This window comes from Streptococcus lishijunsis, assembly GCF_047290665.1.
Taxonomy (GTDB): domain Bacteria; phylum Bacillota; class Bacilli; order Lactobacillales; family Streptococcaceae; genus Streptococcus.
The window spans coordinates 1-24299 of the sequence record NZ_JBLBUC010000014.1; the positions used below are offsets into that span (position 1 = coordinate 1).

Sequence of the window (24299 nt, forward strand, 5' to 3'; positions counted from 1 at the left end):
CCATACATCGTCTCATTCGGACAATGTATTACCTCATTACGCATAATAAGCTTTACAACTATAACTCAACCAAAAGTCAATAAAGCTGTCTCTATGCCATATCATTGTATCACCTTATGACAAAAATCGCTAGATAAGGTGTTTCTTTCGTACACACTTTTTCAGATAAAAAGCACTCAACACAAGAGTACCGCTTGATGAAAACGATATTTTTGAAAATAAAAACTTCAAAAAGGCTTGATATACTTGACAAATGGTAGAAAAAACACAGTTTTGATTTGGTCTTGTTATAGAACTTTGTTATAATAAATGTCTAGATTTATGAAAAATAGATTGTGAGACAAGTATGACATCCATTTTTCGATTGCTAATAGCGATTCCTATGGCGCTTTGCCGCTTTATCTGGCAAGTGTTTTGGGGATTATTTAAGATAGTGTTGGTGATTGCGATTTTAGCTTTTGGTTTAAATTACTATGCTGAGCATAGCCAATCAGCTTTTGCGCAGTCCATTTTCCAAGTGAAAGAAAGACTGATCAATGTTTTTGATCAAACCTCAGCTCAGTCTCTCAAAGAGACCTTATCACATCTCTCCACAGATGATTTTGTAGCTTATGAGGGAGCCAGATGGACCTATCCTAAAGCAACTGTTTACATGGACTCTAGTGATGCGACTATTGTAGCAGCTTACCAAGAGGCGCTAGCTAATTGGAATGCGACTGGCGTCTTTACCTTTACGCTAGTCGCAGATAAAGCTCAAGCTCAGATTGTGCTGACAGACCATGCAGATAGTAGCACACAAGCGGCTGGTTTAGCAGAGTTAAAAACCAATAGTCTAACAAACCATATTAGCCATGTCGATGTGACGCTTAATACCTATTATCTACTTAACGGACGGTTTGGTTATAGTTATGAGCGTATTGTAAATACCGCAGAGCATGAGTTAGGGCATGCTATTGGTTTAGCTCATGATGACAGCGAGGATTCTGTGATGCAATCCTCAGGTTCTTACTACGGTATTCAAGCGGTTGATATAGAGGCGGTGAGACGTCTATATGCGTAAGTTGAGATACTTGATAAGACGCTATCCTAGAGAAGCTGCCCTTTTGCTCTTTAACACAGGCATTTTCACCTATTTGCGAGCTATTATCTGGTCTGTTTTAGATAGACTAGGTATAGATAGTACTGCCTATACCTTACCCTCTTGGCTCAGTGGTATAGAGGGTGACTTTTGGCTAAGGTTGCCGTGGCTATGGGCAATAGCCTCTGTTATCCTTAGCGTATGGAGTCGCTTTTGGCGTCGCCGTTTACGACTGATAATGACGTGTTTGATGATTGCTCTTGGCATTTATATGCTCATCAGCTATTCTTATATGTTCATACAGTGATTTTTTAAAGAGAAACGATTAGCTTGTCTAATCGTTTTTTTCTGGCCTAAAAATAGCAAATGACGCAGCGCATAAGCCTAAAACATGGTATAATAATAGTATAGTTATCTTTGGGTGAGCTCAGATAGAGCTTACAGACAATCTCACAAGCATCACAAGATAGGAGAAAGTATGGAAGAACTCAAAAAAATAGCAGGTGTAACAGCAGCCCAATACGTCACTGATGGCATGACGGTCGGTCTTGGAACTGGTTCGACAGCTTACTATTTTGTCGAAGAAATCGGACGCCGTATCAAAGAAGAGGGCTTAGATATTGTCGGTGTGACGACTTCGCATCGTACTAGTGAGCAAGCCAAACGTTTAGGTATTCCATTGAAATCAGTCGATGATGTGGATGTTATTGATGTGACGGTGGATGGTGCTGATGAGGTTGACCCTGCCTTTAATGGTATTAAGGGTGGTGGCGGTGCACTGTTGATGGAAAAAATTGTCGCAGCACCAACTAAAGAGTATATCTGGGTTGTTGATGAGAGCAAGTGTGTGGACACTTTGGGTGCTTTTAAGCTACCTGTTGAGGTGGTTACCTATGGTGCACAGCGCTTGTTGCGTGTTTTTGAGCTAGCGGGCTATCGTCCGAGTTTCCGTCAGCTTGATGGCAAGCCTTATGTCACTGATATGGGCAATTACATCATTGACCTAGATTTAAAAGCTATCTCTGATCCTGTGGTTTTTGGGCATATGCTAGATACTACCGTTGGTGTAGTAGAGCATGGCTTGTTTAATGGCATGGTTGACAGAGTCATTGTCGCAGGGAAAGAGGGCGTTACTATTTTAGAAGCAAATAAGGAGAAAAACTAATGTCAACATTTGACCGTATTCATTTGGTGGTTCTAGATTCTGTGGGGATTGGAGCGGCACCAGATGCCAATAACTTTTCAAATGCAGGGGTCCCAGATGGTGCTTCAGATACCTTAGGGCATATCTCAAAAACTGTCGGCTTAAGCTTGCCTCATATGGCAAAGATTGGTCTTGGTAATATTCCTCGAGATGAGGCGCTTAAGACAGTCCCTAGTGAAGCTAATCCGACTGGCTATGTCACAAAATTAGAAGAAGTGTCTTTGGGAAAAGATACCATGACAGGTCATTGGGAGATTATGGGGCTTAATATCACAGAGCCATTTGATACCTTTTGGGATGGTTTTCCAGAGGACATTATCACGAAAATTGAAGACTTTTCTGGTCGTAAAGTCATCCGTGAAGCCAACAAACCTTACTCAGGAACAGCTGTTATCGATGATTTTGGACCACGTCAGATGGAGACAGGGGAGCTGATTATCTACACGTCTGCGGATCCTGTCCTTCAGATCGCAGCGCATGAGGAGGTTATTCCTCTAGATGAGCTTTATCGTATTTGTGAGTACGCGAGATCAATCACTCTTGAGCGTCCTGCCTTGTTAGGACGTATCATTGCGCGTCCTTATGTTGGAGAGCCAGGGAACTTCACACGTACTGCCAACCGCCGTGATTTAGCGGTGTCACCATTTGCGCCTACGGTTTTGAACAAACTTGATGACGCAGGTATTGACACCTATGCTATCGGAAAAATCAGTGATATTTTTAATGCGTCTGGTATCAATCATGATATGGGGCACAACAAATCAAATATGCACGGTGTTGATACACTTTTGACGACGTTGAAGTTAGAAGAATTTACAAAAGGGTTTTCATTTACGAATTTAGTGGATTTTGACGCGCTTTATGGTCATCGTCGTGATGTTTATGGCTATCGTGATTGCCTACATGATTTTGATGAACGTCTGCCTGAAATTATGGCTCATATGCGTGATAGAGACTTGCTCTTAATCACAGCAGACCACGGTAATGACCCGACTTATGCGGGTACTGACCATACACGTGAATACGTGCCACTCCTAGCTTATAGCCCTTCATTTGAAGGTTCTGGTGTGATTCCTGTTGGGCATTTTGCTGATATTTCAGCCACTATCGCAGAGAATTTTGGTGTGGATAAAGCCATGATTGGCGAGAGCTTCCTATCAGCACTAAAATAAGCAGCAAATGTAAATCTTAGCACTTGAAAAAGAAAGATGAGACAAATGACATTACTTGATAACATTTATGAAACGCGTGATTTTTTACGTGAGAAAGGCATGACAGCTCCAGAATTTGGTTTGATTTTGGGGTCAGGATTGGGCGAGCTAGCTGAAGAAGTAGAGAATGCTGTCGTTGTTGACTATGCAGATATTCCAAACTGGGGACGCTCAACAGTGGCAGGGCATGCTGGAAAATTGGTTTATGGTGACTTAGCGGGGCGTAAAGTCTTGGCACTTCAAGGACGCTTTCATTTTTATGAGGGAAATAAAATGGAAGTGACGACATTTCCAGTGCGTGTGATGAAAGCTTTAGGGTGTGAAGGAGTCCTTGTGACCAATGCTGCTGGTGGTATTGGATATGGACCAGGTACTTTGATGGCAATTAGTGACCATATCAATATGACTGGTCAAAACCCATTAATTGGGGAAAACTTAGATGATTTTGGACCACGTTTTCCTGATATGTCAGACGCTTATACCAAAGATTATCGAACAGTGGCGCATCAAGTCGCCAAGCAAAAAGGAATCACCCTTCAAGAAGGGGTGTATATCGGCGTGACAGGTCCTTGCTATGAAACCCCAGCTGAGATACGTGCGTTTAAGACTCTTGGAGCAGATGCGGTTGGGATGTCCACGGTACCAGAAGTTATTGTTGCGGCGCACTCAGGTCTAAAAGTATTGGGGATTTCAGCTATTACCAATCACGCAGCAGGTTTTCAAGAGACGCTTAACCATGAAGAAGTAGTGGCAGTAACGAATCAAATCAAACAGGATTTCAAAACCTTAATCACCTCTATTCTTAGGGAATTATAAGGCGCTAGCTGATGGGCTTCCATCGCATGAGTACCTTAAATTAGAAAGAAGATGATAGCAGATGCTTAAACTTCCCTATAAGGTGAGGTTAGGGTTTGGGATTGCTTTGACAAGTCTTGCGGCAGGGCTTGGTGGTATATTGATGCATGAGTTGATTAAAGGCATAGAATGGCTGGCTTATGGTAGGGCTAGTGAGGATTTTCTAAGCCTAATCACACAGACGCCTGCCAAGCGCTATGTGCCAACTTTGGTTGTCATGTCGGTATTGGTCGCTCTGATTTGGTATCTCCTTCAGCAAAAACATGCTATTGTCTCAGTCAATCTGCAAGCTAAAAGTGATAAAGAAGAGCATTTGTTGCCACATTTTTGGCAACATCTCTTTCACACGTTTGTCCAGATTGCTTTTGTTGGTTCAGGAGGTCCCGTAGGAAAAGAAGGGGCACCACGTGAGTTTGGTGCCTTGTGTGCGGGTCGGATTGGTCATGTTTTGCACTTGTCTGTTAAAGACAGGCATTTATTGATTATCTGTGGTGCCTCAGCAGGACTTGCAGCTATTTATCATATTCCGTTATCGGCTTTCTTTTTCGCTTTTGAGACCTTTTCGCTAGCTTATTCGCTAAAGGCTATCAGCATTGTCCTTATAACGACTTATGGAGCGGCTTGGTTAGCGACTCCTATCGTAGGAAATGGCCCTATCTATGAAATGCAAGTGCCTAGTTTATCATTAGTTCATTTAGGGTTACTACTTATCTTACCCTTTATGGTAGCGCCTTTGGCAGCTTGCTTTCGCTTTTTGACGCAAAAAGCAAGTCAGTACCGTCGAGTCGATAGGTCTATTTTGCTATGTTTACCTCTTGCAGGACTTTTGACGGCTTTATTGGCTGTGGCACATCCTATTATCTTAGGAAATGGGAGTGCTTTGGTGCAAGCAACTTTAGATGGCTTATCCTTTACGGAGGGCTTATATTTACTCTTAGTTAAGGGAGGGGTAGTCCTTTTGTGCCTTTGGGCAGGTGCTTATGGTGGTACGCTGACGCCGTCATTTGCCATGGGTGGTCTTATAGGTCTATTGCTCTTTTGGCTGGCTAGTGCTTTTGTGTCCGTGTCAAATCCAGGTCTGTTGATTTTAGCAGGAGCTGCGAGCTTTTTAGCTATTACGATGAAAGCCCCCATGACGTCTGCAGGAATGGCTGTGGCTTTTACTGGGCAATCGCCTATCGTTGTATTGCCCATTTTGATGTGCGTTTTTATAAGCACTCGATTTTATCATTACGTTATCAAATAGAAAAAGGAGATTTTATGTCTATTCATATCGAAGCCCCTAAGGGTGCTATTGCTGAGAAAATCTTGTTGCCAGGAGATCCTTTGCGTGCTAAATTTATCGCAGAGAACTTTTTGGACAACCCTGTTTTATTTAACAATGTTCGTGGTATGCTAGGTTATACAGGTACCTATAAGGGAGAGCGTGTTAGTGTTATGGGGACAGGTATGGGGATGCCTTCTATGTCGATTTATGCGACAGAGCTGATTAGAGACTATGGGGTTAAGACCTTGATTCGTGTGGGGACAGCAGGCTCTCTCAATAAAGATGTCCATGTGCGTGAGCTTGTTTTAGCGCAAGCAGCTGCGACAACGTCAAGCATGATTAAGCAGGAATGGCCCAAATATGATTTTCCTCAGATTGCAACCTTTGAGTTGTTGGATAAAGCTTATCACATCGCTCATGATTTAGGTATCAAAACCCACACAGGTAGTGTCTTATCAGTAGATGCTTTTTACTCTGATTTTGCTGATAGCAATATCAAGTTAGGAACGATGGGGGTTAAAGCTGTTGAGATGGAAGCGGCAGCTCTTTACTATCTAGCAGCTAAGCATGGTGTTGATGCATTGGCTATTATGACGATTTCAGATAGTTTGGTTAATCCTGATGAGGATACTAGTGCTAGTGAGCGTGAGCGTACTTTTACAGATATGATGACAGTTGGTTTAGAGACCTTGATAGCTTAATAAAGGAGATGGAGATTTATGGCAAAGTCATTGCTTAAGACAGTGTTATCACTCATTGGTCTTCTCATTGTGTCATCTTTTTTGTGGATTATAATCTTTTCGATTACAACCCCTGAAGAGTCTGATACTATGGTTGAGCCTTTTCGTGGGGCAGTGCTAGTAGGGGCGGTTGTGACTACTAGCTTAGTGTATTTGATTGTTAATACGAGACAAGCTGTTCGTTTAAATGAAGCCACAGAGGCAGCCTTTAGTAATATCAGTATTACAAAAGAGAGAAACGCTAAGTTGCTTGACAAGGCCAATCGTTTTTTGGATAAACATTTATCTCTGGAAAAAGAGCGCCTAGAAAGCTTTAAAGACGGTGTTCTGGTCAGTGAAAAAGAGACGATAATTGAAAATAGCGACTCACATGACCATCATCTCTTAGAAAAATACGCTAAAAAGAAAGAGAAACGCAAACAAGCTGACCAAGCTTCTAAGCTTAATAAGCGTGTTGAGACCTCAAAAGACTTTGCACAGTTGCTAAAAGATGTTCCCAAATCAGCTATGAATCAGCATGTTAACCGCTTGTTTGAGGAAATACTGAAGACGGAAAAAGAATTGTCAGACTATCAGCAGTATTATAATACCCTCGTTGAGCACTATAATGCTAAATTGAAGGAATTTCCAGTCAATATTTTAAAAAAATCACTGAAGTTACAGGTGAAGTCGTATTACATCTTAGCAGATGAGGATGACTTTTCTGACGAGTTATTAGGGATTTAAAAAAATGATAAGCTTTGGCTTATCATTTTTTTATGAGGTGTGAGGGACTTCTTGTAGAAGATAATCAATAAATTTTTCCCCCATATTGGAGAGATTGGCTTTTTCGTGGCGGATATAGATGATGTCAATCATATCTTCTACATCCAGAGGAATAGAGACGATATTATCGCCATTGAGATTGCTATTTAAGATCCCTGTGGCAACAGTGTAGCCATCAAGCCCGATAAGGAGATTAAAGAGGGTGGCACGGTCACTGACGACGATGGATTTTTTATGAGGGACTTGAGACATGATTTCTTCTGAAAAGTAGAAAGAATTATGAATACCTTGGTCATAGCTGAGATAAGGAAAGTCCTCTAGCTCGTCCAGCCGGACTTGCTCTTTTTTAGCGAGAGGATTGTCCTTACTCACAAAAATGTGAGGGCGTGTCTTAAAAAGGCTGGTGTAGGTGAGGTGATTATCATCAAACATCTTGGTGAGGACATCACGATTATAATTATTGAGAAAGAGGACGCCGATTTCTGAGCGGAAGTTTTTGACGTCATCAATGATTTCCCAAGTGCGTGTCTCACGTAAAAAGAGCTCATACTGGGTCATATCAGCTTGACCAAGCAGTGAGACAAACGCATTGACAACAAAGGCATAGTGCTGAGAAGAGACACTGAATAATTCACGGTGTGTTGTTTTAGATTTGTAGCGCTCTTCTAAGAGGGCAGTCTGCTCGACGACTTGTCTCGCGTAAGATAAAAATTCGACACCGTCTTTGGTCAGCGTGATGCCTTTTGGATTGCGATTAAAGATATCAATCCCCATCTCCCGCTCTAAATCACGGACAGCATTTGAGAGACTAGGCTGTGTGATAAAGAGCTGTTTGGCAGCCTCATTCATACTACCTGTCTCGACAATCTTGATAATGTAGTGTAATTGTTGAATTCGCATGCTTTTAGTTTAGCTTAAAATGAGGGCAATTTCAAGCCTTTAGACTGTTTAGCCCTTTTTTGTGCTTATTAGTTGCTCGCTGTGGCTATATGTTAGACTTTTAAGCGCTAAAAAGATGATATTTCAAGAGCAATCTCAGCTATTTTATGGTATAATCATCTTGGAAAAGCCGATTTAGTCTTAGGGTTCTTAACGAAAGGTATGTTGTCTTTTCTTGTTTTATATGATAGATCACCCCTTATTTATGTCGAGAATAGGCTTGACGTTTCTACAAGACACCGTAATGTCTAACAATGAGGCTATTAACCAATCACCAATGGTCGAAAAATGAGGGTAGAGTGTCGTCTCTATCCTCATTTTCATGTGTACAACGGAGGAAATATGAAATTACTAGAAGACCGTATCCTATCAGACGGTAGTGTTTTGAGTGACAATGTCTTAAAAGTGGATAGTTTTTTGACACATCAGGTCGATGTTGGTTTGATGAAAGAAATCGGTCAAGCATTTGCCAAAGCTTACCACGATGAAGGTATCACAAAGATTGTAACCATCGAAGCTTCAGGAATCGCTCCAGCGCTTTATACATCTGAAGCGATGGGAGTTCCTATGATTTTTGCCAAAAAAGCGAAAAATATCACCATGACGGAAGGTATTTTGAGTGCCGACGTGTTTTCATTTACCAAGCAGACGACCTCACAAGTCTCTATTGCTAGTAAGTTTTTGTCAGCTGATGATAAGGTGCTTATCATTGATGATATCCTCGCTAATGGTCAAGCTGCTAAAGGTTTGATCAATATCATCACACAAGCTGAGGCTGAGGTAGCTGGCTTAGGCATCGTTATTGAAAAATCGTTTCAAGATGGGCGCAAGCTACTAGAAGATGAAGGGGTACGTGTGACCTCGCTAGCACGTCTCAAGACGCTAGCAAATGGTCAGGTGACCTTTATGGAGGCAGATATCTAATATGGAATTTAATGAGCAAAAACATCCGCAAGCTGCCGTTTTGGGGCTTCAGCACTTGCTAGCCATGTATTCAGGGTCTATTTTAGTTCCTATTATGATTGCAGCGGCACTTAATTATTCCTCAGAGCAGCTGACTTACTTGATTTCGACGGATATTTTCATGTGTGGGATTGCGACTTTTTTGCAGTTGCAATTAAACAAGCATTTTGGAGTTGGCTTGCCTGTGGTGCTTGGGGTCGCCTTTCAGTCTGTCGCTCCCTTATCTATCATAGGGGCTAAGCATGGAAGTGAGACCATGTTTGGGGCGCTGATTGCCTCAGGTATCTTTGTTATCTTGATTGCAGGCGTTTTTTCCAAAATCGCACGCTTTTTCCCACCGATTGTGACAGGCTCTGTCATCACAACCATCGGTTTGACCTTGATTTCAGTTGCCATTGGCAATATGGGAGATAATGTAGAGAGTCCAACTGCGACAAGTCTTATCTTATCGCTACTTACCATTGTCATTATTTTACTGGTCAATCGCTTGACGACTGGTTTTATCAAGTCTATATCTATTTTGATTGGCTTGATTGCAGGGACTATTGTTGCCGCTTTTTTAGGCTTAGTTGACTTTTCCGTGGTGGCCAAAGCGCCGCTCATTCATGTGCCGACACCTTTTTACTTTGGCATGCCTCAGTTTGAGCTATCGTCTATCGTGATGATGTGTATCATCGCTGTGGTCTCTTTGGTAGAGTCAACAGGTGTCTATCTGGCTTTAGCCGATATCACTGGTGAGCGATTGGATAGCAGACGTCTGCGTAATGGCTATCGCGCTGAAGGTTTTGCTGTTTTACTAGGTGGTGTTTTCAACACGTTTCCTTATACAGGCTTTTCACAAAATGTGGGGCTGGTGCAACTATCAGGCATTCGCACACGCCGCCCTATCTACTATACTGCTGTATTCTTAGTGATTTTGGGGCTTCTGCCTAAGTTTGGTTCTTTGGCACAGATGATTCCAAGCCCTGTCCTAGGAGGTGGGATGTTGGTGATGTTTGGAATGGTATCACTACAAGGCATGCAGATTTTAAATACGGTTGACTTTAAGCATAATGAACACAACTTTATTATCGCAGCAGTGTCCATTGCAGCGGGAGTAGGCTTTAATGGGACTAATTTATTTGCCAGTCTGCCAACCAATGCACAGATGTTTTTAACCAATGGTATCGTGATTGCCACGGTGACGTCCATTATCTTGAATCTCTTATTTAATGGCTATCAAAAAGAGGACTAATCAAAAAGCTCATCTGTATAGATGAGCTTTTTTAGCTAGGCTTCTAATAGCCTTGATATAGAAAGTTTTAAGTTTTTTATGGTATACTAGAATGACGGCAATAGGTGCCTTGATGTGAGTGGTACCTAAGTTAAAAAGCGTGTTAAGGAAGGCAACATGAGAGTATATCTGACAAATATCAATGGCATGGCAGGTGCAGCGCAAATCGGTCAAAATATGGTGACAGACTTAGCAGTGTCTATGGGTTATCGTGAATTGGGCATTTACGCGTATAACATGCACGCAGATAGTGAAGGTGAGCTAAACAAGCGCTTAGATGGTATTTTAGCCAGTCTAAGGCAAGGTGATGTCGTGATATTACAGTTACCGACGTGGAATAGCACCGCCTTTGATGAACGCCTCCTTCATCGTATCAAGCTCTTTGGTGTCAAGGTGGTGATTTTCATTCACGATGTGGTGCCTTTGATGTTTGCTTCCAATTTTTATCTGATGGATAGGGTGATAGCCATGTATAATCAAGCAGACGTCTTGATTGCACCTAGTCAAGCCATGATTGATAGATTAAAAGAGCTGGGGTTAGAGACGTCTAAAGTCGTCTTACAACGTCTGTGGGACAATCCGACTCCCCTTCCTATGCAGGAGGCACGATTTAAAGCTTGCTTGCACTTTCCTGGAAACCCTGATCGCTTTCCCTTTATGCGTGATTGGCAGTATGATGTGCCTTTGTATAGCTATGGTCACTATGCCGATCTGCCTGATACAGTCGTTCAAAACCCTTGGCAATCCAATGACGAGTTGATTAGAAGCTTATCAGCAGGTGGTTTTGGCTTAGTGTGGATGGCTGAGCATGACAAGGCGTATATGAAGCTATATTGCCCTTATAAGTTGGGTACTTTTTTGGCGGCAGGCATTCCTGTCATTGTCGAGCGAGGTATTGCCAATCAAGACCTCATCGAACAAAATGGTCTTGGTCTGGTCGTAGATAGCCTAGAGGAGGCGGTTGGTCGTATCAAGGCTATGTCCGAGGAGACTTATCAGACGCTAGTAGCCAATGTGCGTGCCTTCAATCCTTTAGTACGTGAAGGGTATTTTACGCGCCGTTTGCTGACGGAGGCGATTTTTAAAGTATATGACAATAGTTGATGTGAGAGGATAGGATGACATTATCACAGATTAAGGTAAAATCAATCGAAGACTCACTTGCCTACATCAAAGCGCATCAAGCCTCAGTGGCACGTTTTGGTGACGGTGAGATTGATATTATCATGGGAAGAAGTATTCCTTATCAGCGTTATGACAGTGATTTAGCTAGAGAGTTACTAGCTATTTTAGAGACACCAAGCACAAAAGAGCTGATGGTTTGCTTGCCAGATGTCTTTGATAAGCTGGAGCGCTATAATAGCAATGCTCAGCAATTTTGGCGAAGTCATTTTGAACAGTTTTCAGAATTTTATGAGAGGCATTGTCACTCAGATTGGTATGGCTCGACCTTTTTATCACGTCCTTATATAGACTGGGTGGACAAAAGAAAGGCAGCGACCTATATTGAGCAGTTACGTGCACTATGGAGTGCTAAAGACCTCTTGATTGTTGAGGGTAAGACGTCTCGCTCAGGCGTTGGCAATGATTTGTTTGCCAATAGCCGTTCGATAAAGCGCATTATCTGCCCTTCTAAAAATGCTTATGACAAGCTAGATGATATTTATGAGCTAGTCAAAAAAGAGGCTCAAGGTCGTCTAGTCCTAGTCATGTTGGGGCCGACAGCCAAAGTCTTGGTCAAGCGTTTGAGCTTAGATGGCATACAGGCTTTAGACATTGGGCATATCGACTCAGAGTACGAATGGTACCAGATGGGTGCGACACACAAGGTCAAGCTCGCCCATAAGCATACGGCTGAATTTAACTATGACGAGCATATTGACCTAGCAGAAGATGAGACTTATCAATCCGAGATTATCGCAGAGATTGGTGAGGATACAACTGGTAAAAAGGAGGCAGAGCCTTTAGTGGAAGGTAAAATTTCAATCATTGTTCCCGTTTATAATGCACAAGCTTATTTGCAACGGTGTATCGATTCTATTTTAAAGCAAACTTATACTCATTTTGAGCTTTTGTTAATCAATGATGGCTCAACAGACGCTAGCGCTAAGATTTTAGAGGACAATAGAGCTCGAGATGAGCGGATACGTATCGTCCACAAAGCCAATGAAGGCGTATCAGCCACTCGTAACCTCGGCTTAGCTATGGCGACTGGCGATTATATTACTTTCATTGACTCGGACGATTTTGTCTATGAGGAGTACCTAGATATTTTATACACTAGCTTAGTGAGCAATGACGCTGACATCTCATCTGGTAATTTTGCCTCTTTTAATGAAGAGCGTCAGTCCTTCTTATTTTTCACCTCAGAAGAGACGTATTTTGAGAAAGTTTATAGCCCACAAGAATGGCTAGATAATGAAAATAATCCTCGTCACAATCTCTTTTTAACCGTGATTTTCACGCCATTCAAACTCTATAAGCGCTCGCTCTGGCAGGATGTTTTGTTTCCTGTTGGGAAAGTCAGAGAAGATGATGCGACTATCCACAAGGTCTATCTACGTGCTCAGAAGATTAGCTTTGTCAATAGTGCTATCTACTACTATTCACAGCATGAGGATAGCCTCTCTAAGACAGTCATGCAAGAGGATATTTCCAGTATGATTGCCAATGCTGAAGAGCGCATTGCGCTTTTGGCTAGTCTTGGCTATGATATTAGCGAGCATATCACCTCTTATACTAAGCGTCTTGAAAAGTGCTTTTCTGATGCGCTTTCGCTTGGTCAAGTAGGGCTTGCTAAGGACATCAAGGTCAAGCTTGATTTGATTTTAAATCATCAAAAAGGAGGGCAAGATGGAGACAGTTAGTGTCATCGTCCCTGTGTATAATGCTGAGGATTACCTAGAGCAGTGTCTTGAGAGTATCATTCATCAAACGTATGCCAATCTTGAGATTATCCTGATAAATGACGGCTCAACTGACACGTCAGGGGCGATATGTGAGGCTTATCGTGAAAAAGACAGTCGTATCCGTCTGTATCATAAAAAACTCGGTGGCAGTGGCGTTGGTGCTACGCGAAATACCGCCTTATCCTTTGTGACAGGAGATTATGTGCTCTTTGTGGACAATGATGATTGGCTGGAGCCTAATCACATCGAACTCTTGTATCAGTCGCTAAAAGCAAATGATGCCGATATTGCTATTGCCAACTTTACCTCGTTTTTTGACGAACGGCAGACGTTTGGTTTTCATGTGACAGAAAAAGACTTTTACGAGGCAGTCTATACGCCACAAGAATGGTTTTCTTATCAATACGATGGGCATTTTTGCCTTAGCCAGTGCTTTACAGTGCCTTGGTCAAAGCTCTATAAAAGACATCTGTTTGACAGTGTTGTCTATCCTGAGGATGAAAAGGTCGAAGATGACTACACGACTTGGAAACTGTACTTGGCAGCTCACAAGATTGTTTTTAGCAATCGTGCTATTTATTATCACCGAAAGCGTGAGACAAGTGTGACAAAGACAGTGGATCGTGTCGCAGTATTTCCTATTAAAAGTATCGAAGAGCGTATCAGTGTACTGGCAAGTCTGGGTATGGATATCTCACAAGAGCTGAGAGCTTATCGTTATCGTCTTGAGATGCATCGCGACAGCTACTTGGAGTTGGGGGATATGTATCACTATCACCAGTGCCTGCTAAAGCTGCGTTTGCTCTCTTAGAAAGGACGATTGATGTTAGCATTTCTTAGAAGAACAATAGGGCATTCGCTCTTAGTGCAAAAGCTAGCTTGGACCTTGCTTATCGTCTTTGTCTATATGCTTGGTCAGCGTATAGTTGTCCCAACGGTCCCTATGGATACGAGCATTTTCCAAGATAAAAATGTCCAATCTTTGATGGAGAGTCTATCAGCCTTATCTGGGGCGCAACTCTCTAGCATGACCTTGTTTTCACTGGGGTTGAGTCCTTGGATGACCTCACAGATTTTACTGAGGACCTTGACAGTCTTTGATGTTTCTTTTGTCAAGCATCTGACAAAGACAGGCAGGGAGCGCTTTTTGATGACCTTGATGTTGGTTATTGCCCTTATTCAAGCCTTTGGATTGACCGTATCGACTCCATATATTGGCATTTCTGCCACTGGTTTTTATAGTGAGGGGCTAGCTAGAGGAGCGACCATCTTATTATTAGTGACAGGGTCTATGGTTTTGACTTGGCTTGCCAATATGAATACCGTTAAGGGCTTAGGCGGCGCTATTGTCATCATTTTGACCAATATGACGATGAATCTAATCGCCAATACCCTAACCTACTTTTCACAACAAACGTGGACGACAGCGCAGCTCTTTTGGCAACTGGGGATTTTTGCTTTAGCCGTTTTTGTCCTTGTGATGATTGCGATTATCACTTACCGTGCCGAATATCGTATTGCGATTAAGCGTGTCAATGCACCGCTTAGAAGTCGCTTGGCATCAGCTTATATCCCCATTCGCATCAACCCAGCAGGAGCCATGCCCTTTATGTATGGGATGACCTTGATGACGCTACCGCCTCTTATTTTTTCGGGGCTGTCTAATCTCTTTCCAAACGTCTCTGTGTTTGAGACCTTGATAGTAGCCACCTCGATACAGACTGTGACAGGTGTTTTGTGCTATGTGCTTATCCTTTATGTCCTTGCTGTTGGTTTTGCTTATTACAACTATGAAGCAGACGATATCGCTGACAATATGCGCAACAACGGCGATTATATTGAGCACATTCGTCCAGGAGAGATGACACGTCGTTATCTGCAAAGTCGCATTTCCTTTTTTGCTCAAGTGGGGGCAGTTATTGTCTGTGTCATGGGAGGAGGCCCCATGTTGATTAGTGTCTTATCTGCTGGGCAGATCAGTCTAGCTTTGTTGATTACCAATGTCTATATCATCGCAAGCTTTATGCTAGGCTTGATTGAGCAAGTCTCGAATTTACGCCTCTGGAAAAAATATAAACCACTACTATAAGGAGCTTTTATGTTTTACTTTATTCCCTCTTGGTATAATCAAGAACGTCAATGGTATGACACAACAACCATTTGGTCTCGTGTTTATGACAAGATGGAGTTTGATGATACCATCAACCAGCTAAAGATGTTTCAAGAAGCTAAGGAGAAAAATGCGCTTTTGGTGCTGGCTTATCGTCCTCAATTGCGTTATTTTTTGCATAAGCAAGACTTACAGGCGACACCTTACTGGTCTTTCTTTGATGATATTCAAAATATCACGCGCAAGAACACCCAAAAGTTAGATTTTAAAGCTCTTAATTGGCCAGAGCAGACGACTTTTCTGTATTCTCCTTTTATCGTTTTAGCACGCCGTAAAGAGCAGACATTGGCTAGAATTTATTTTGCGGAAAATGGGAACCTCTTATCGATTGATACTGAGGAAAATGGTCAAATCACACAGACCTTTGTCTTTGATGATCGTGGTTTTCTCTCTAGCTCTTTATTTTACAAATCAGGAAAACCTCACCATCAAGATTATTATAATGAGCAGGGTGTGTGGCAGGTACGTGAATCTCTAGTTGGTGATGGTGCTATTCAGATCAATGAAGAGGCGGATAAGAGCTTTGCTAAGCAGCGCTATACCTCGTGGGAGGAACTCTTACGTGAGCGTTTGGCGGTCTTTTCACAAAAAATCCTTACTAAAGAAGACACTTTTGTCATAGCCAGTGATGAGAGACACAACGCGTTGTTAGTAGAGACTTTCAAGCCTTACGCCAAAATCTTTTCTTTTTTTGGTGGGCGCTTTGATATGTCCCATAAAAAGGAGTTGGCTAGTGTGTTAAGTCATACACAGCTAGTGATTACAGAAAAAGAAGAGACAAAGAGCTTGATTGAAGCAAGCATTAGAGAGTTGTCTAAAAAGAAGGGGCGTGGCAAAAAAGCACAAAAGAAAAAACAGGTCTTTCAGGCTCCATCGGTCTTGGTGTCAACGCCTTTTGACTCACGACTGCGCCTAGGGCATAGCCAATCGCAAAAAGAGTTAGAGATTTATCTCTTTATCGATACGATTAGCCCCAAAGAGCGTCAAGAGTTATTGGAGAAGATTATCAGCCTGATGGAGACCAATCAAGATATCCACTTGACCCTAGGAACTTATGATCGCTCTATTGATGCTAAAGCCTATAAGGCTGATATTGATAATCTTATCTATGACCGTTATGACCCTAGTCTTTTTTTCACAAGTCTCTCTGATAGCGGTGAAAATCAAATTGATGATTCTGAGGAGGAAGATAATAAGCGTATCAAGGTACAAGTCATCACAAGTGAGACACAGATTATTAGTCTTTTAGACCACACTCGTCTTGTGATTGATTTAGGTGTTGAGCCTGACCTCTATACTCAAATTGCTAGTATCAGCGCAGGCATTCCTCAAATCAATAGTGTCAAAACAGAGTATGTCACTCATCTTAAAAATGGCTGGATATTGACAGAGCCTAAAGACGTCACAAAAGCGATTCATTATTACTTTGATGGCTTGCGCAATTGGAATGATGCCTTGGTCTATGCGGTTGAGAAGATGGGTGACTACACTAGTGGAAAATTATTAGCCAGATGGAAGGAAGAATTAAAAACAATAGCGCATGAGTAAAACGATAACAGTGCTCCAGATTGGAGTGGATAATTGGGCAGATACAAAAGATGTCGTCATGCCAGATAATCTCAAGTGGCTTTTTTGTCAGCCAACTGGCATTGATGAGATGTTAGAAAAGCTAAAAAAAGAGCAAGTCGAGGAGATGCTAGCGGATGACCCAGATTTAGATAGGTCAACGCTCAATTTAGATAAGGTAACAGTGACTTTTTCAGCTATTTTGCTGACCAGCTATGTGTCTGAGGACGACTTAAATCCGTTAATGGACAGTATTGAGGCTTACGCCTTATTTTCAGATGAAAAAACGGAGCTAGATGAGCCTCAAAAACGTGGTTTTTTCAGACGGAAATGCTTGCGTGAGCTACGTGTTGCAGATGATTATCAAGCCTTATGTGATTATCTAGCCATGAATCTCTTTTCAGGGCAGTATGGCGCTAAATTAAAGGTGTCAAGTATTGACGTCGTGCCTGATTATCAAGGTAAAGTGATGTATTTTGGCAATAAAGAAGTTGTTTTTGAAGGCGAGTATGGAGAGGAATTTCAGCCGCTCTATACTTTTCGTTACGGCTTTCCTAGCTTTGAGATGGGCGTTGAGATTTGGCCTGAATATACCAAAGATGAGACAACGGAGATTTATTGGCTGATTGAAGGCTTAAGGGCAGGTGCTTTGGGTGAGGTTGATGAGATTTACCATGTCACTGAAGAGCAGCTGCAAAAGCCCTTTGTCATCGCTCCTAATAAGTCTATCGGTGCTTATAATGTGACCGTTTATGCTAAAGGAGCTGGGAAAATGGCTTTTGGCTCACTTCACTGGCGTTACTCACGCATGGGCTTAGGGCAGTTTGTTCTAGGAGGTAAGCGTTTCTCAGACCATAAACGCCAAGAGTTGGCTTATTATTTCAATCCAGGTGATATGAAGCCACCTTTAAATGTCTATTTCTCAGGATTTCGTGGGGCAGAAGGGTTTGAAGGATTTTTCATGATGAAACGTCTCGGAGCGCCTTTTTTGCTAGTGGCTGACCCTAGACTTGAGGGTGGTTGCTTTTATATGGGGACAAAAGAGCTTGAAAATCAAGTCGTAGAGGCTATTTCTGGGGCACTTGATTATCTTGACTTTGATCATTCAGAGTTGATTTTATCAGGCTTATCTATGGGGGCTTATGGTGGTGTTTATTATGCGCCTGAATTGCAGCCAGCCGCAGTGATTGTCGGAAAACCCTTTACTAACCTTGGTGATACGGTCAACCGCCTTAAAACCCTACGTCCTGAGGAGTTTGAGACAAGCGCAGACATGCTCTCTAACATTATGGGAGATAATAATTATGAGGATGCTGAAGCGCTCAATGAGCGATTTTGGCATAAGTTTAAGGCGGCGAGCTATCCTAATACAACCTTTGCTATTGCTTACATGCAAGAAGATGATTATGACGGTCACGCTTTTGCTAAGCTGGTGGATTACATGGCTGATAAGACGGTACATATCTATGGGAAAGGCTATACAGGACGACATAACGATGATAGTCGCTCTGTCAATCAATGGTTTATCAGCCAGTATCACCGTCTTTTAAAAGATAAATTTGGAAGGAATTTCTAATGACCTATCAAGAAATGGCTTGTATCACCTTTGATGAGGTGCATGCAGATAATATCTATACTTATGGTTCAAAGATTGAGTTAACAGGTGATAGTGTCAGGCTTAGAAATGCCCCTATGCCACCTAGTCGTCCGTTGTTTAAATGGTTCTCTAGTTATAATTACCAAGCCAGTCGTCGGAGTCCTGAGTTGCCTTTGTTGATTCCTGAGAGGCAGTATCGTTTGGATGTGGAGGCGACCTCCTCTCCTAAAGAGCGTTTTTACCTTAAGCTGAGTTTCTCTAATAGACAAGGCGAGGTGATTAAGAGTCTTATCCAGCGTAGCCTTAGTGAAGTCTTTACCTGCCCTAAAGATGCTTTTACTTATGAGATTATCTTATACGGAGCGGGCTGTAAGGAAGTGACATTTAAGTGTTTACGCTTGTATGAGGCTGAGCCTATCGCAGAGCTTGTGCTAGATGAATGTCCCCAAACGGCTTATAGAAGCGAAGATGTCCCCAAAGAGCTTAGTCTAGTGGCTCCCTTGTTAGAAAAAGAGATGAAGAAAGGATAAGTATGGCAACTGTTCAAAAGCAATCCCTGTTGAACCGCTATCGTCTCTATAAGCTTGGTCGTATCCTATCAAAGATAAACCGTTTAGAAGAGCATTATAAGCGTATGCCAGATGATACCCTTCAGGCAGAGACAGCGCGCTTTAGAGAGCGTTTAGCACAGGGAGAGAGTCTGGATACTATTTTACCTGAGGCTTTTGCTACCGTTCGTGAGGCAAGTCGTCGTGTGCTAGGGATGTTTCCATTTGACGTCCAAGTTATTGGGGCTATTGTACTACACCAAGGTAAGATTGCTGAGATGAAGACTGGTGAAGGAAAGACCTTGACAGCTACCATGCCCCTTTATCTCAACGCTCTGACACAAAAAGGAGCTATCTTGGTGACGGTCAATGACTACTTGGCAAAGCGTGATGCTTTAGAGATGAAACCTCTCTATGATTACTTAGGACTTAGCGTAGGCATTGGGGTTTTTGATGAGAGTGAAGAGCCAGATACTGATATGAAAAAGGCTGTCTATAATGCAGATATCATCTACTCGACAAGTACAGCTCTAGGGTTTGATTACTTATCGGATAATCTCGTGGCAGATAAAGAAGACAAATTTATGCGTCCTTTTCACTATGTCATCGTGGATGAGGCTGATGCTGTCTTATTAGATATGGCTCAGACGCCCTTGATTATTTCAGGTTCACCTCGTGTGCCGTCTAATTTTTATCAGGTGGCAGATATGTTTGTCCAAACCTTAAAAGAAGGTGAGGAGTACGTTTATCAAAAAGATGATCGTGTGGTTTATTTGACAGACCAAGGGGCAGATTATGCCCAGGATTTTTTTGAGATAGAAGACCTTTATGCCGAAAGCTCACGAGAGCTATACCGTCAGATTATCTTGGCGCTTCGTGCTCATAAATTATATAAAAAAGATTATGATTATGTGGTTATGGATGATGAGGTCAAGTTGCTGGATGCAAGGACTGGGCGTGTCTTAGAAGGGACGCGTATGCAGTCTGGGATTCATCAAGCCATTGAGACTAAAGAAGGTGTCAAAAATACCAAAGAAACACGAGCGACGGCGTCTGTAACCTATCAATCTTTGTTTAATATGTTTCCCAAAATTGCTGGCATGACAGGGACAGGAAAGACTGCAGAAGATGAGTTGATCGATACCTATCAGCTAGAAGTGGTGGCTATTCCGACGAATCGCCCCATTCAGCGCATTGATTATCCAGATAAGATTTATACGACCTTGCCTGAAAAACTATATGCCACTCTTTCTTATCTCAAAGCGATTCATGCTACAGGTCAGCCTATTCTAGTGATTTCAGGAACGGTGGAGATTGCAGAGATTTACTCTAATATGCTACTTCAAGAAGGCATTTCGCATAATCTCTTGACCGCTAAAAATGCTGCTAAAGAAGTTCAGATTATCAAAGAAGCAGGGCAAGTGGGGAGCGTCACGGTAGCGACTCCTATGGCAGCGCGTGGTACTGATATTAAGCTTGGCGAAAATGTCGATGAATTAGGTGGCTTGGCTGTGATTGGTACAGAGCGTCTGCAAAATCGTAGGCAGGATTTACAGGTTATGGGACGCTCAGGGCGTCAAGGTGCTAAAGGCCTCTCTCAGTTCTTTGTATCACTTGAAGACGACCTGATGTTGCAACATGGTTCTGCTTGGATTAAGGCTTATTTTGACAAATATAACCAGACGAGCAGACCAGATTATGGCAACTCACTTGATAAATGGCGTTTTAGACAGGCTGTCAAACACGCGCAGCTCATTAGTGAGGACAAAGAAGTCAGCGCTAGAAATAGCACAGTGCAGCTAGGAGAGAGCCTCAATGTCCAGCGCTCACTTATCTACAAGCTAAGAGATAAGCTGATGTATAATGATATTCCTATCAGAACACAGGTAGATACTATCTTTCAAGAGGAAATTGAGCGTGTTGCTAAAAGTTACCAAGGCAAAGACGTCAGTGACTTGCGTCGCTATATTTTAGAACATTATAGCTATCAGTCTATTGATCATCTAGAAGAGGTAGAGATGAGTGATGCTGAGAGTATTGGGCGATTGTTGTGGCAGCTCTATCAGCGCGAAAAAGCAAGTAAAGAAGCTTTTTTAGGTGCTGTTAAGCAGGTCTATGAGTTTTATTGTGTGGCTGTCTTAAAAGCGATTGATGAAGCTTGGGTCGATGAGGTGGATCATCTCCAACAACTCAAAGCTATCGTCAATACACGTCCTATCGGCCAGCGTAATAATGTCATTGAGTACAATATGGAATCTTATGCCATTTACCAATACATGAGTAGCGAAGTCAAAGAAAAGATAGTGAGAAATATCATGTTAAGTACCCTAAACCGCAACAAAAAAGGGGAATTGTCGATTTATTTCGTTTAGAAGAGGAGACCTAATGACAGTATATAATATCAATCTTGGCATTGGTTGGGCAAGTAGTGGGGTCGAATATGCTCAAGCTTATCGGGCTAATGTCTTGAGGGAATTGGGAATTGAGGCAAAGTTTATCTTTACCGATATGATCGTGACTGAAAATATCGAGCATTTCACTGCCAATCTAGGCTTTAGAGATGATGAGATTATATGGCTTTATTCTTTTTTCACTGATGTTAACATAGCTAAAACCAGCTATCGTCTAGCTGATTTTGAGGCGACGTTTGAGATGCCGCCTAGCCAAGTCGAGCGTCATGGAAAGGCTGTTGTCTATCGTTTTGCTGAGAAAGACGTCATGATGACAGCTTATACAAATGGCGATGATAGTGATATTGTGCAGCGCGTGGAGTATGTGTCTAAAGGGCTATTGATACGTAAGGATTACTTTACCTATACACGTCTCTTTAGTGAGTATTATGCGCCTAAGGACAATCGTGCCGAAGTCTATCAGCGTACGTTTTTCAATGAAGATGGCTCGATAGCTTATGTGGAAAATCGTGATGGTAAGGACAGTGTCTTTATCTTTGAAGATCGTATTTTACCATCTAAGGAAGCTTTAGTTGCTTATATGTTGGAGTGTCTTGAGTTGACAAGTCAGGATGTCATTCTTTTAGATCGGGCGACTGGTATTGGACAGAGTGTTTTTCAGCATCATGGCAAAGCAAAGCTTGCAGTAGTCATTCACGCAGAGCATTTTAATAGCAATAGCGTGACAGATGATACCATTTTGTGGAACAACTATTACGAATACCAATTTACAAATAGTGACAAAGTCGATGCTTTTATTGCCTCCACAGAGGTTCAAAAAGACCTATTAAGTCAGCAGTTTGCACATTATACGAAGAGACAGCCAACTATTTATGCTATTCCTGTCGGTAGCCTACAAACACTAAGAGGTCAGGATAAGGCTAGCTCACGTCAACCTTTTTCTCTAGTGACGGCCTCACGCTTAGCCGCTGAAAAGCATATTGATTGGTTGGTCAATGCTGTGATTTTAGCGCATCAAGACTTGCCACAGCTGACATTTGACATTTACGGATCTGGCGGTCAAGAAAAGCTGTTGAGAGAGATTATTGATAAGAATGGTGCGGCTGATTATATTCGCTTAAGAGGGCATCACGATTTGACACATGTTTATGAGCAGTATGAGGTTTACATTGCTGCCTCAACGAGTGAAGGATTTGGCTTGACCTTGATGGAAGCCGTAGGCTCTGGGTTGCCTATTATTGGTTTGGATGTGCGCTATGGCAATCAGACCTTTGTTGATGACGGAAAAAATGGTTACTTAATTAGTCGTACAGAGCCTGATGATGCTAGCCATATGGCAGATGCTTTTGCTAAAAAGATTATCAAACTCTATCAAGAAGCCGATTTAAAAGCCTTTCACAATCATAGTTACAACAAGGCCAAAGCCTTCTTAGATGACGAGATTAAAAGAAAGTGGCAAGCTTTTATTGAGGAGGTTTTACATGATTAGATTATATGACTATTTTACCAAGGAAAGTCAGGATTTAGAATTTTCCTTGGAGGCGGCAGGCTATAAGGGTGAGTGCATCGTCATCAATGAAGATGGCTTCTTACCTAAGCAGTTGACCTCACCGTATGCTTATTTTTGTGGGTTTGCTGACTCTCAAGAGGGGCGTCCTCTTTATTTCAATGAGTTAGTCGTACCTGATTTTTGGCAAATCGCAGGAAACAATAATCAAGCAGAAGTGTTTGATTACAATCAGCAAAAAGCTAGAATTTTTTACGCTGAACCTAAGCACCTTCGTCTCATTAAGACAGTGGATTGGCTAGAAGCAAACGGTAAGACACGCTTTAGTGACCACTACAATCAATATGGCTGGCGCTTTGCAAGGACACACTTTACAGCCCATCAAGAGCCGACTGTTAGGACTTATACAAACCAAGCAGGACAAGAGATTATTGTGGAGAATTTCAAGACTGGCGATATTATCCTCAACTGGCAAGGAAAGGTTCATTTTTTTAAGAATCGTGTCGCTTTTTTAGCCTTTTATTGTCAGTATCGTGGGCTGGATACGTCTGAGATTTGGTTTAATTCCTTATCGACTCCGTTCTTTTTCTCACGCTATCTCGGTGAGAAAGGTTCTGATATTCTCTTTTGGCAAGAAGATATCCGACAAGAGATTCCAGGTAATATGATGTCCATTTTTAATCACCCTAATGATCGTGTGAAGCGTATTATTGTCCAGAAAAAAGAGGCTTATCAGCGCTTACTGACCTTACTACCTGAGACCCTTCATAGTCGTGTTAGCTACTTAGGGTATCACTATGCTGATAAAGGTTTGCCTCAAAAGAGTCATGATATCCTCATCATGACCAATTCAGACCAGATTGAAGGGTTAGAGGAGCTTGTTTGTGGACTTAGGGGCTATCGTTTTCATATCGGTGCTTTGACTGAGATGTCAGAGCGCTTGACGAGCTTTGATGCTTATGACAATGTCACCCTGTACCCTAACATCTCTCAAAAAACAGCAGACAGACTGTTTGAGGAGTGTGCTATTTATCTAGACATCAATCATGGCAATACCATTTTAGATAGCATCAGACAAGCTTTTGAGCACAATCAACTTATATTGGCTTATGATACGACGGTTCATCAGCCTGAGTTTTTATTGGGTGAGCATGTCTTTAGACGTGACAGGACGGCTGATTTGATACAGACTATTAAAGCTAGTGTTGATAGAAAAGCCCTTATTCAAAAGCAACGTAGTGGTACCATAGATGAGTCTATCGAAGATTACCATCGTTTGTTGGGATAGGAGTCAGT

The 24299-nt window shown here is 42.1% G+C and carries 21 protein-coding genes and 1 riboswitch; of the genes, 20 read left to right on the forward strand and 1 reads right to left on the reverse strand.

Annotation, left to right across the window (positions count from 1 at the left end; genetic code table 11):
* The first annotated feature begins 346 nt into the window (after positions 1 to 346).
* The 8 genes from ACLN19_RS06455 (at position 347) to ACLN19_RS06490 (ending at position 7081) form a co-directional block, all read left to right on the forward strand.
* On the forward strand, positions 347 to 1060 hold the full coding sequence (locus ACLN19_RS06455; protein WP_413384513.1) for a M57 family metalloprotease: 714 nt from the start codon (positions 347 to 349) through the stop codon (positions 1058 to 1060).
* Positions 1053 to 1385, forward strand: a complete 333-nt coding sequence (locus ACLN19_RS06460; protein ID WP_413384515.1) for a hypothetical protein — start codon at positions 1053 to 1055, stop codon at positions 1383 to 1385. Before ACLN19_RS06455 ends, ACLN19_RS06460 begins: the two co-directional genes overlap by 8 nt.
* Positions 1386 to 1556: 171 nt before the next feature.
* On the forward strand, positions 1557 to 2243 hold the full coding sequence (rpiA, locus tag ACLN19_RS06465) for a ribose-5-phosphate isomerase RpiA (protein WP_413384517.1): 687 nt from the start codon (positions 1557 to 1559) through the stop codon (positions 2241 to 2243).
* Positions 2243 to 3454, forward strand: a complete 1212-nt coding sequence (locus ACLN19_RS06470) for a phosphopentomutase (RefSeq protein WP_413384519.1) — start codon at positions 2243 to 2245, stop codon at positions 3452 to 3454. Before rpiA ends, ACLN19_RS06470 begins: the two co-directional genes overlap by 1 nt.
* Positions 3455 to 3499: 45 nt before the next feature.
* A complete protein-coding gene (locus ACLN19_RS06475; RefSeq protein ID WP_413384521.1) occupies positions 3500 to 4309 on the forward strand; it encodes a purine-nucleoside phosphorylase in 810 nt (269 codons plus the stop codon).
* A 61-nt stretch (positions 4310 to 4370) separates the two neighbouring features.
* Entirely contained in the window at positions 4371 to 5594 is a 1224-nt protein-coding gene (locus ACLN19_RS06480) for a chloride channel protein (protein ID WP_413384523.1), read from the forward strand.
* Positions 5595 to 5608: 14 nt separating this feature from the next.
* Positions 5609 to 6316 (forward strand): purine-nucleoside phosphorylase, encoded by a 708-nt coding sequence (deoD, locus tag ACLN19_RS06485; RefSeq protein WP_413384525.1) that lies wholly within the window; start codon positions 5609 to 5611, stop codon positions 6314 to 6316.
* A gap of 18 nt (positions 6317 to 6334) precedes the next feature.
* Complete coding sequence (locus ACLN19_RS06490) at positions 6335 to 7081, forward strand: LemA family protein (RefSeq protein WP_413384528.1); 747 nt, start codon at positions 6335 to 6337, stop codon at positions 7079 to 7081.
* 30 nt (positions 7082 to 7111) lie between these two features.
* Here the strand turns inward: ACLN19_RS06490 and ACLN19_RS06495 are convergent, their stop codons facing one another.
* On the reverse strand, positions 7112 to 8020 hold the full coding sequence (locus ACLN19_RS06495; protein ID WP_413384530.1) for a LysR family transcriptional regulator: 909 nt from the start codon (positions 8018 to 8020) through the stop codon (positions 7112 to 7114).
* Positions 8021 to 8238: 218 nt separating this feature from the next.
* Positions 8239 to 8334, forward strand: a riboswitch (purine riboswitch).
* A gap of 67 nt (positions 8335 to 8401) precedes the next feature.
* Between ACLN19_RS06495 and ACLN19_RS06500 the strand changes: the two genes are divergently transcribed.
* The 12 genes from ACLN19_RS06500 to gtfB all read left to right on the forward strand — a co-directional run bounded on the left by ACLN19_RS06500 (position 8402) and on the right by gtfB (position 24291).
* Positions 8402 to 8983 carry a xanthine phosphoribosyltransferase gene (locus ACLN19_RS06500; protein ID WP_413384532.1) on the forward strand — a complete coding sequence of 194 codons (582 nt, stop codon included), beginning with the start codon at positions 8402 to 8404 and terminating at the stop codon, positions 8981 to 8983.
* A gap of 1 nt (position 8984) precedes the next feature.
* Entirely contained in the window at positions 8985 to 10256 is a 1272-nt protein-coding gene (locus ACLN19_RS06505; RefSeq protein WP_413384534.1) for a nucleobase:cation symporter-2 family protein, read from the forward strand.
* A gap of 156 nt (positions 10257 to 10412) precedes the next feature.
* Complete coding sequence (locus ACLN19_RS06510) at positions 10413 to 11399, forward strand: sugar transferase (RefSeq protein WP_413384536.1); 987 nt, start codon at positions 10413 to 10415, stop codon at positions 11397 to 11399.
* Between the two features lie 14 nt (positions 11400 to 11413).
* A complete protein-coding gene (locus ACLN19_RS06515; protein ID WP_413384538.1) occupies positions 11414 to 13162 on the forward strand; it encodes an SP_1767 family glycosyltransferase in 1749 nt (582 codons plus the stop codon).
* On the forward strand, positions 13149 to 14015 hold the full coding sequence (locus ACLN19_RS06520; RefSeq protein ID WP_413384540.1) for a glycosyltransferase family 2 protein: 867 nt from the start codon (positions 13149 to 13151) through the stop codon (positions 14013 to 14015). Before ACLN19_RS06515 ends, ACLN19_RS06520 begins: the two co-directional genes overlap by 14 nt.
* Before the next feature lie 12 nt (positions 14016 to 14027).
* Positions 14028 to 15293, forward strand: a complete 1266-nt coding sequence (gene secY2 / locus ACLN19_RS06525) for an accessory Sec system protein translocase subunit SecY2 (protein ID WP_413384542.1) — start codon at positions 14028 to 14030, stop codon at positions 15291 to 15293.
* 9 nt (positions 15294 to 15302) lie between these two features.
* Complete coding sequence (gene asp1 / locus ACLN19_RS06530; RefSeq protein WP_413384544.1) at positions 15303 to 16922, forward strand: accessory Sec system protein Asp1; 1620 nt, start codon at positions 15303 to 15305, stop codon at positions 16920 to 16922.
* The gene (gene asp2 / locus ACLN19_RS06535; protein ID WP_413384546.1) at positions 16915 to 18516 is read left to right on the forward strand and encodes an accessory Sec system protein Asp2; all 1602 of its coding nucleotides are present in this window, start codon (positions 16915 to 16917) and stop codon (positions 18514 to 18516) included. Before asp1 ends, asp2 begins: the two co-directional genes overlap by 8 nt.
* On the forward strand, positions 18516 to 19067 hold the full coding sequence (gene asp3, locus ACLN19_RS06540; protein ID WP_413384548.1) for an accessory Sec system protein Asp3: 552 nt from the start codon (positions 18516 to 18518) through the stop codon (positions 19065 to 19067). The genes asp2 and asp3 overlap by 1 nt, the downstream gene beginning before the upstream one ends.
* A 2-nt stretch (positions 19068 to 19069) precedes the next feature.
* Positions 19070 to 21457 (forward strand): accessory Sec system translocase SecA2, encoded by a 2388-nt coding sequence (gene secA2 / locus ACLN19_RS06545; RefSeq protein WP_413384550.1) that lies wholly within the window; start codon positions 19070 to 19072, stop codon positions 21455 to 21457.
* Positions 21458 to 21470: 13 nt separating this feature from the next.
* A complete protein-coding gene (gene gtfA, locus ACLN19_RS06550) occupies positions 21471 to 22985 on the forward strand; it encodes an accessory Sec system glycosyltransferase GtfA (protein WP_413384552.1) in 1515 nt (504 codons plus the stop codon).
* Positions 22978 to 24291: an accessory Sec system glycosylation chaperone GtfB gene (gene gtfB / locus ACLN19_RS06555; RefSeq protein WP_413384554.1), complete on the forward strand. Its 1314-nt coding sequence runs from the start codon at positions 22978 to 22980 to the stop codon at positions 24289 to 24291. Before gtfA ends, gtfB begins: the two co-directional genes overlap by 8 nt.
* The last annotated feature ends 8 nt before the right edge of the window (positions 24292 to 24299 follow it).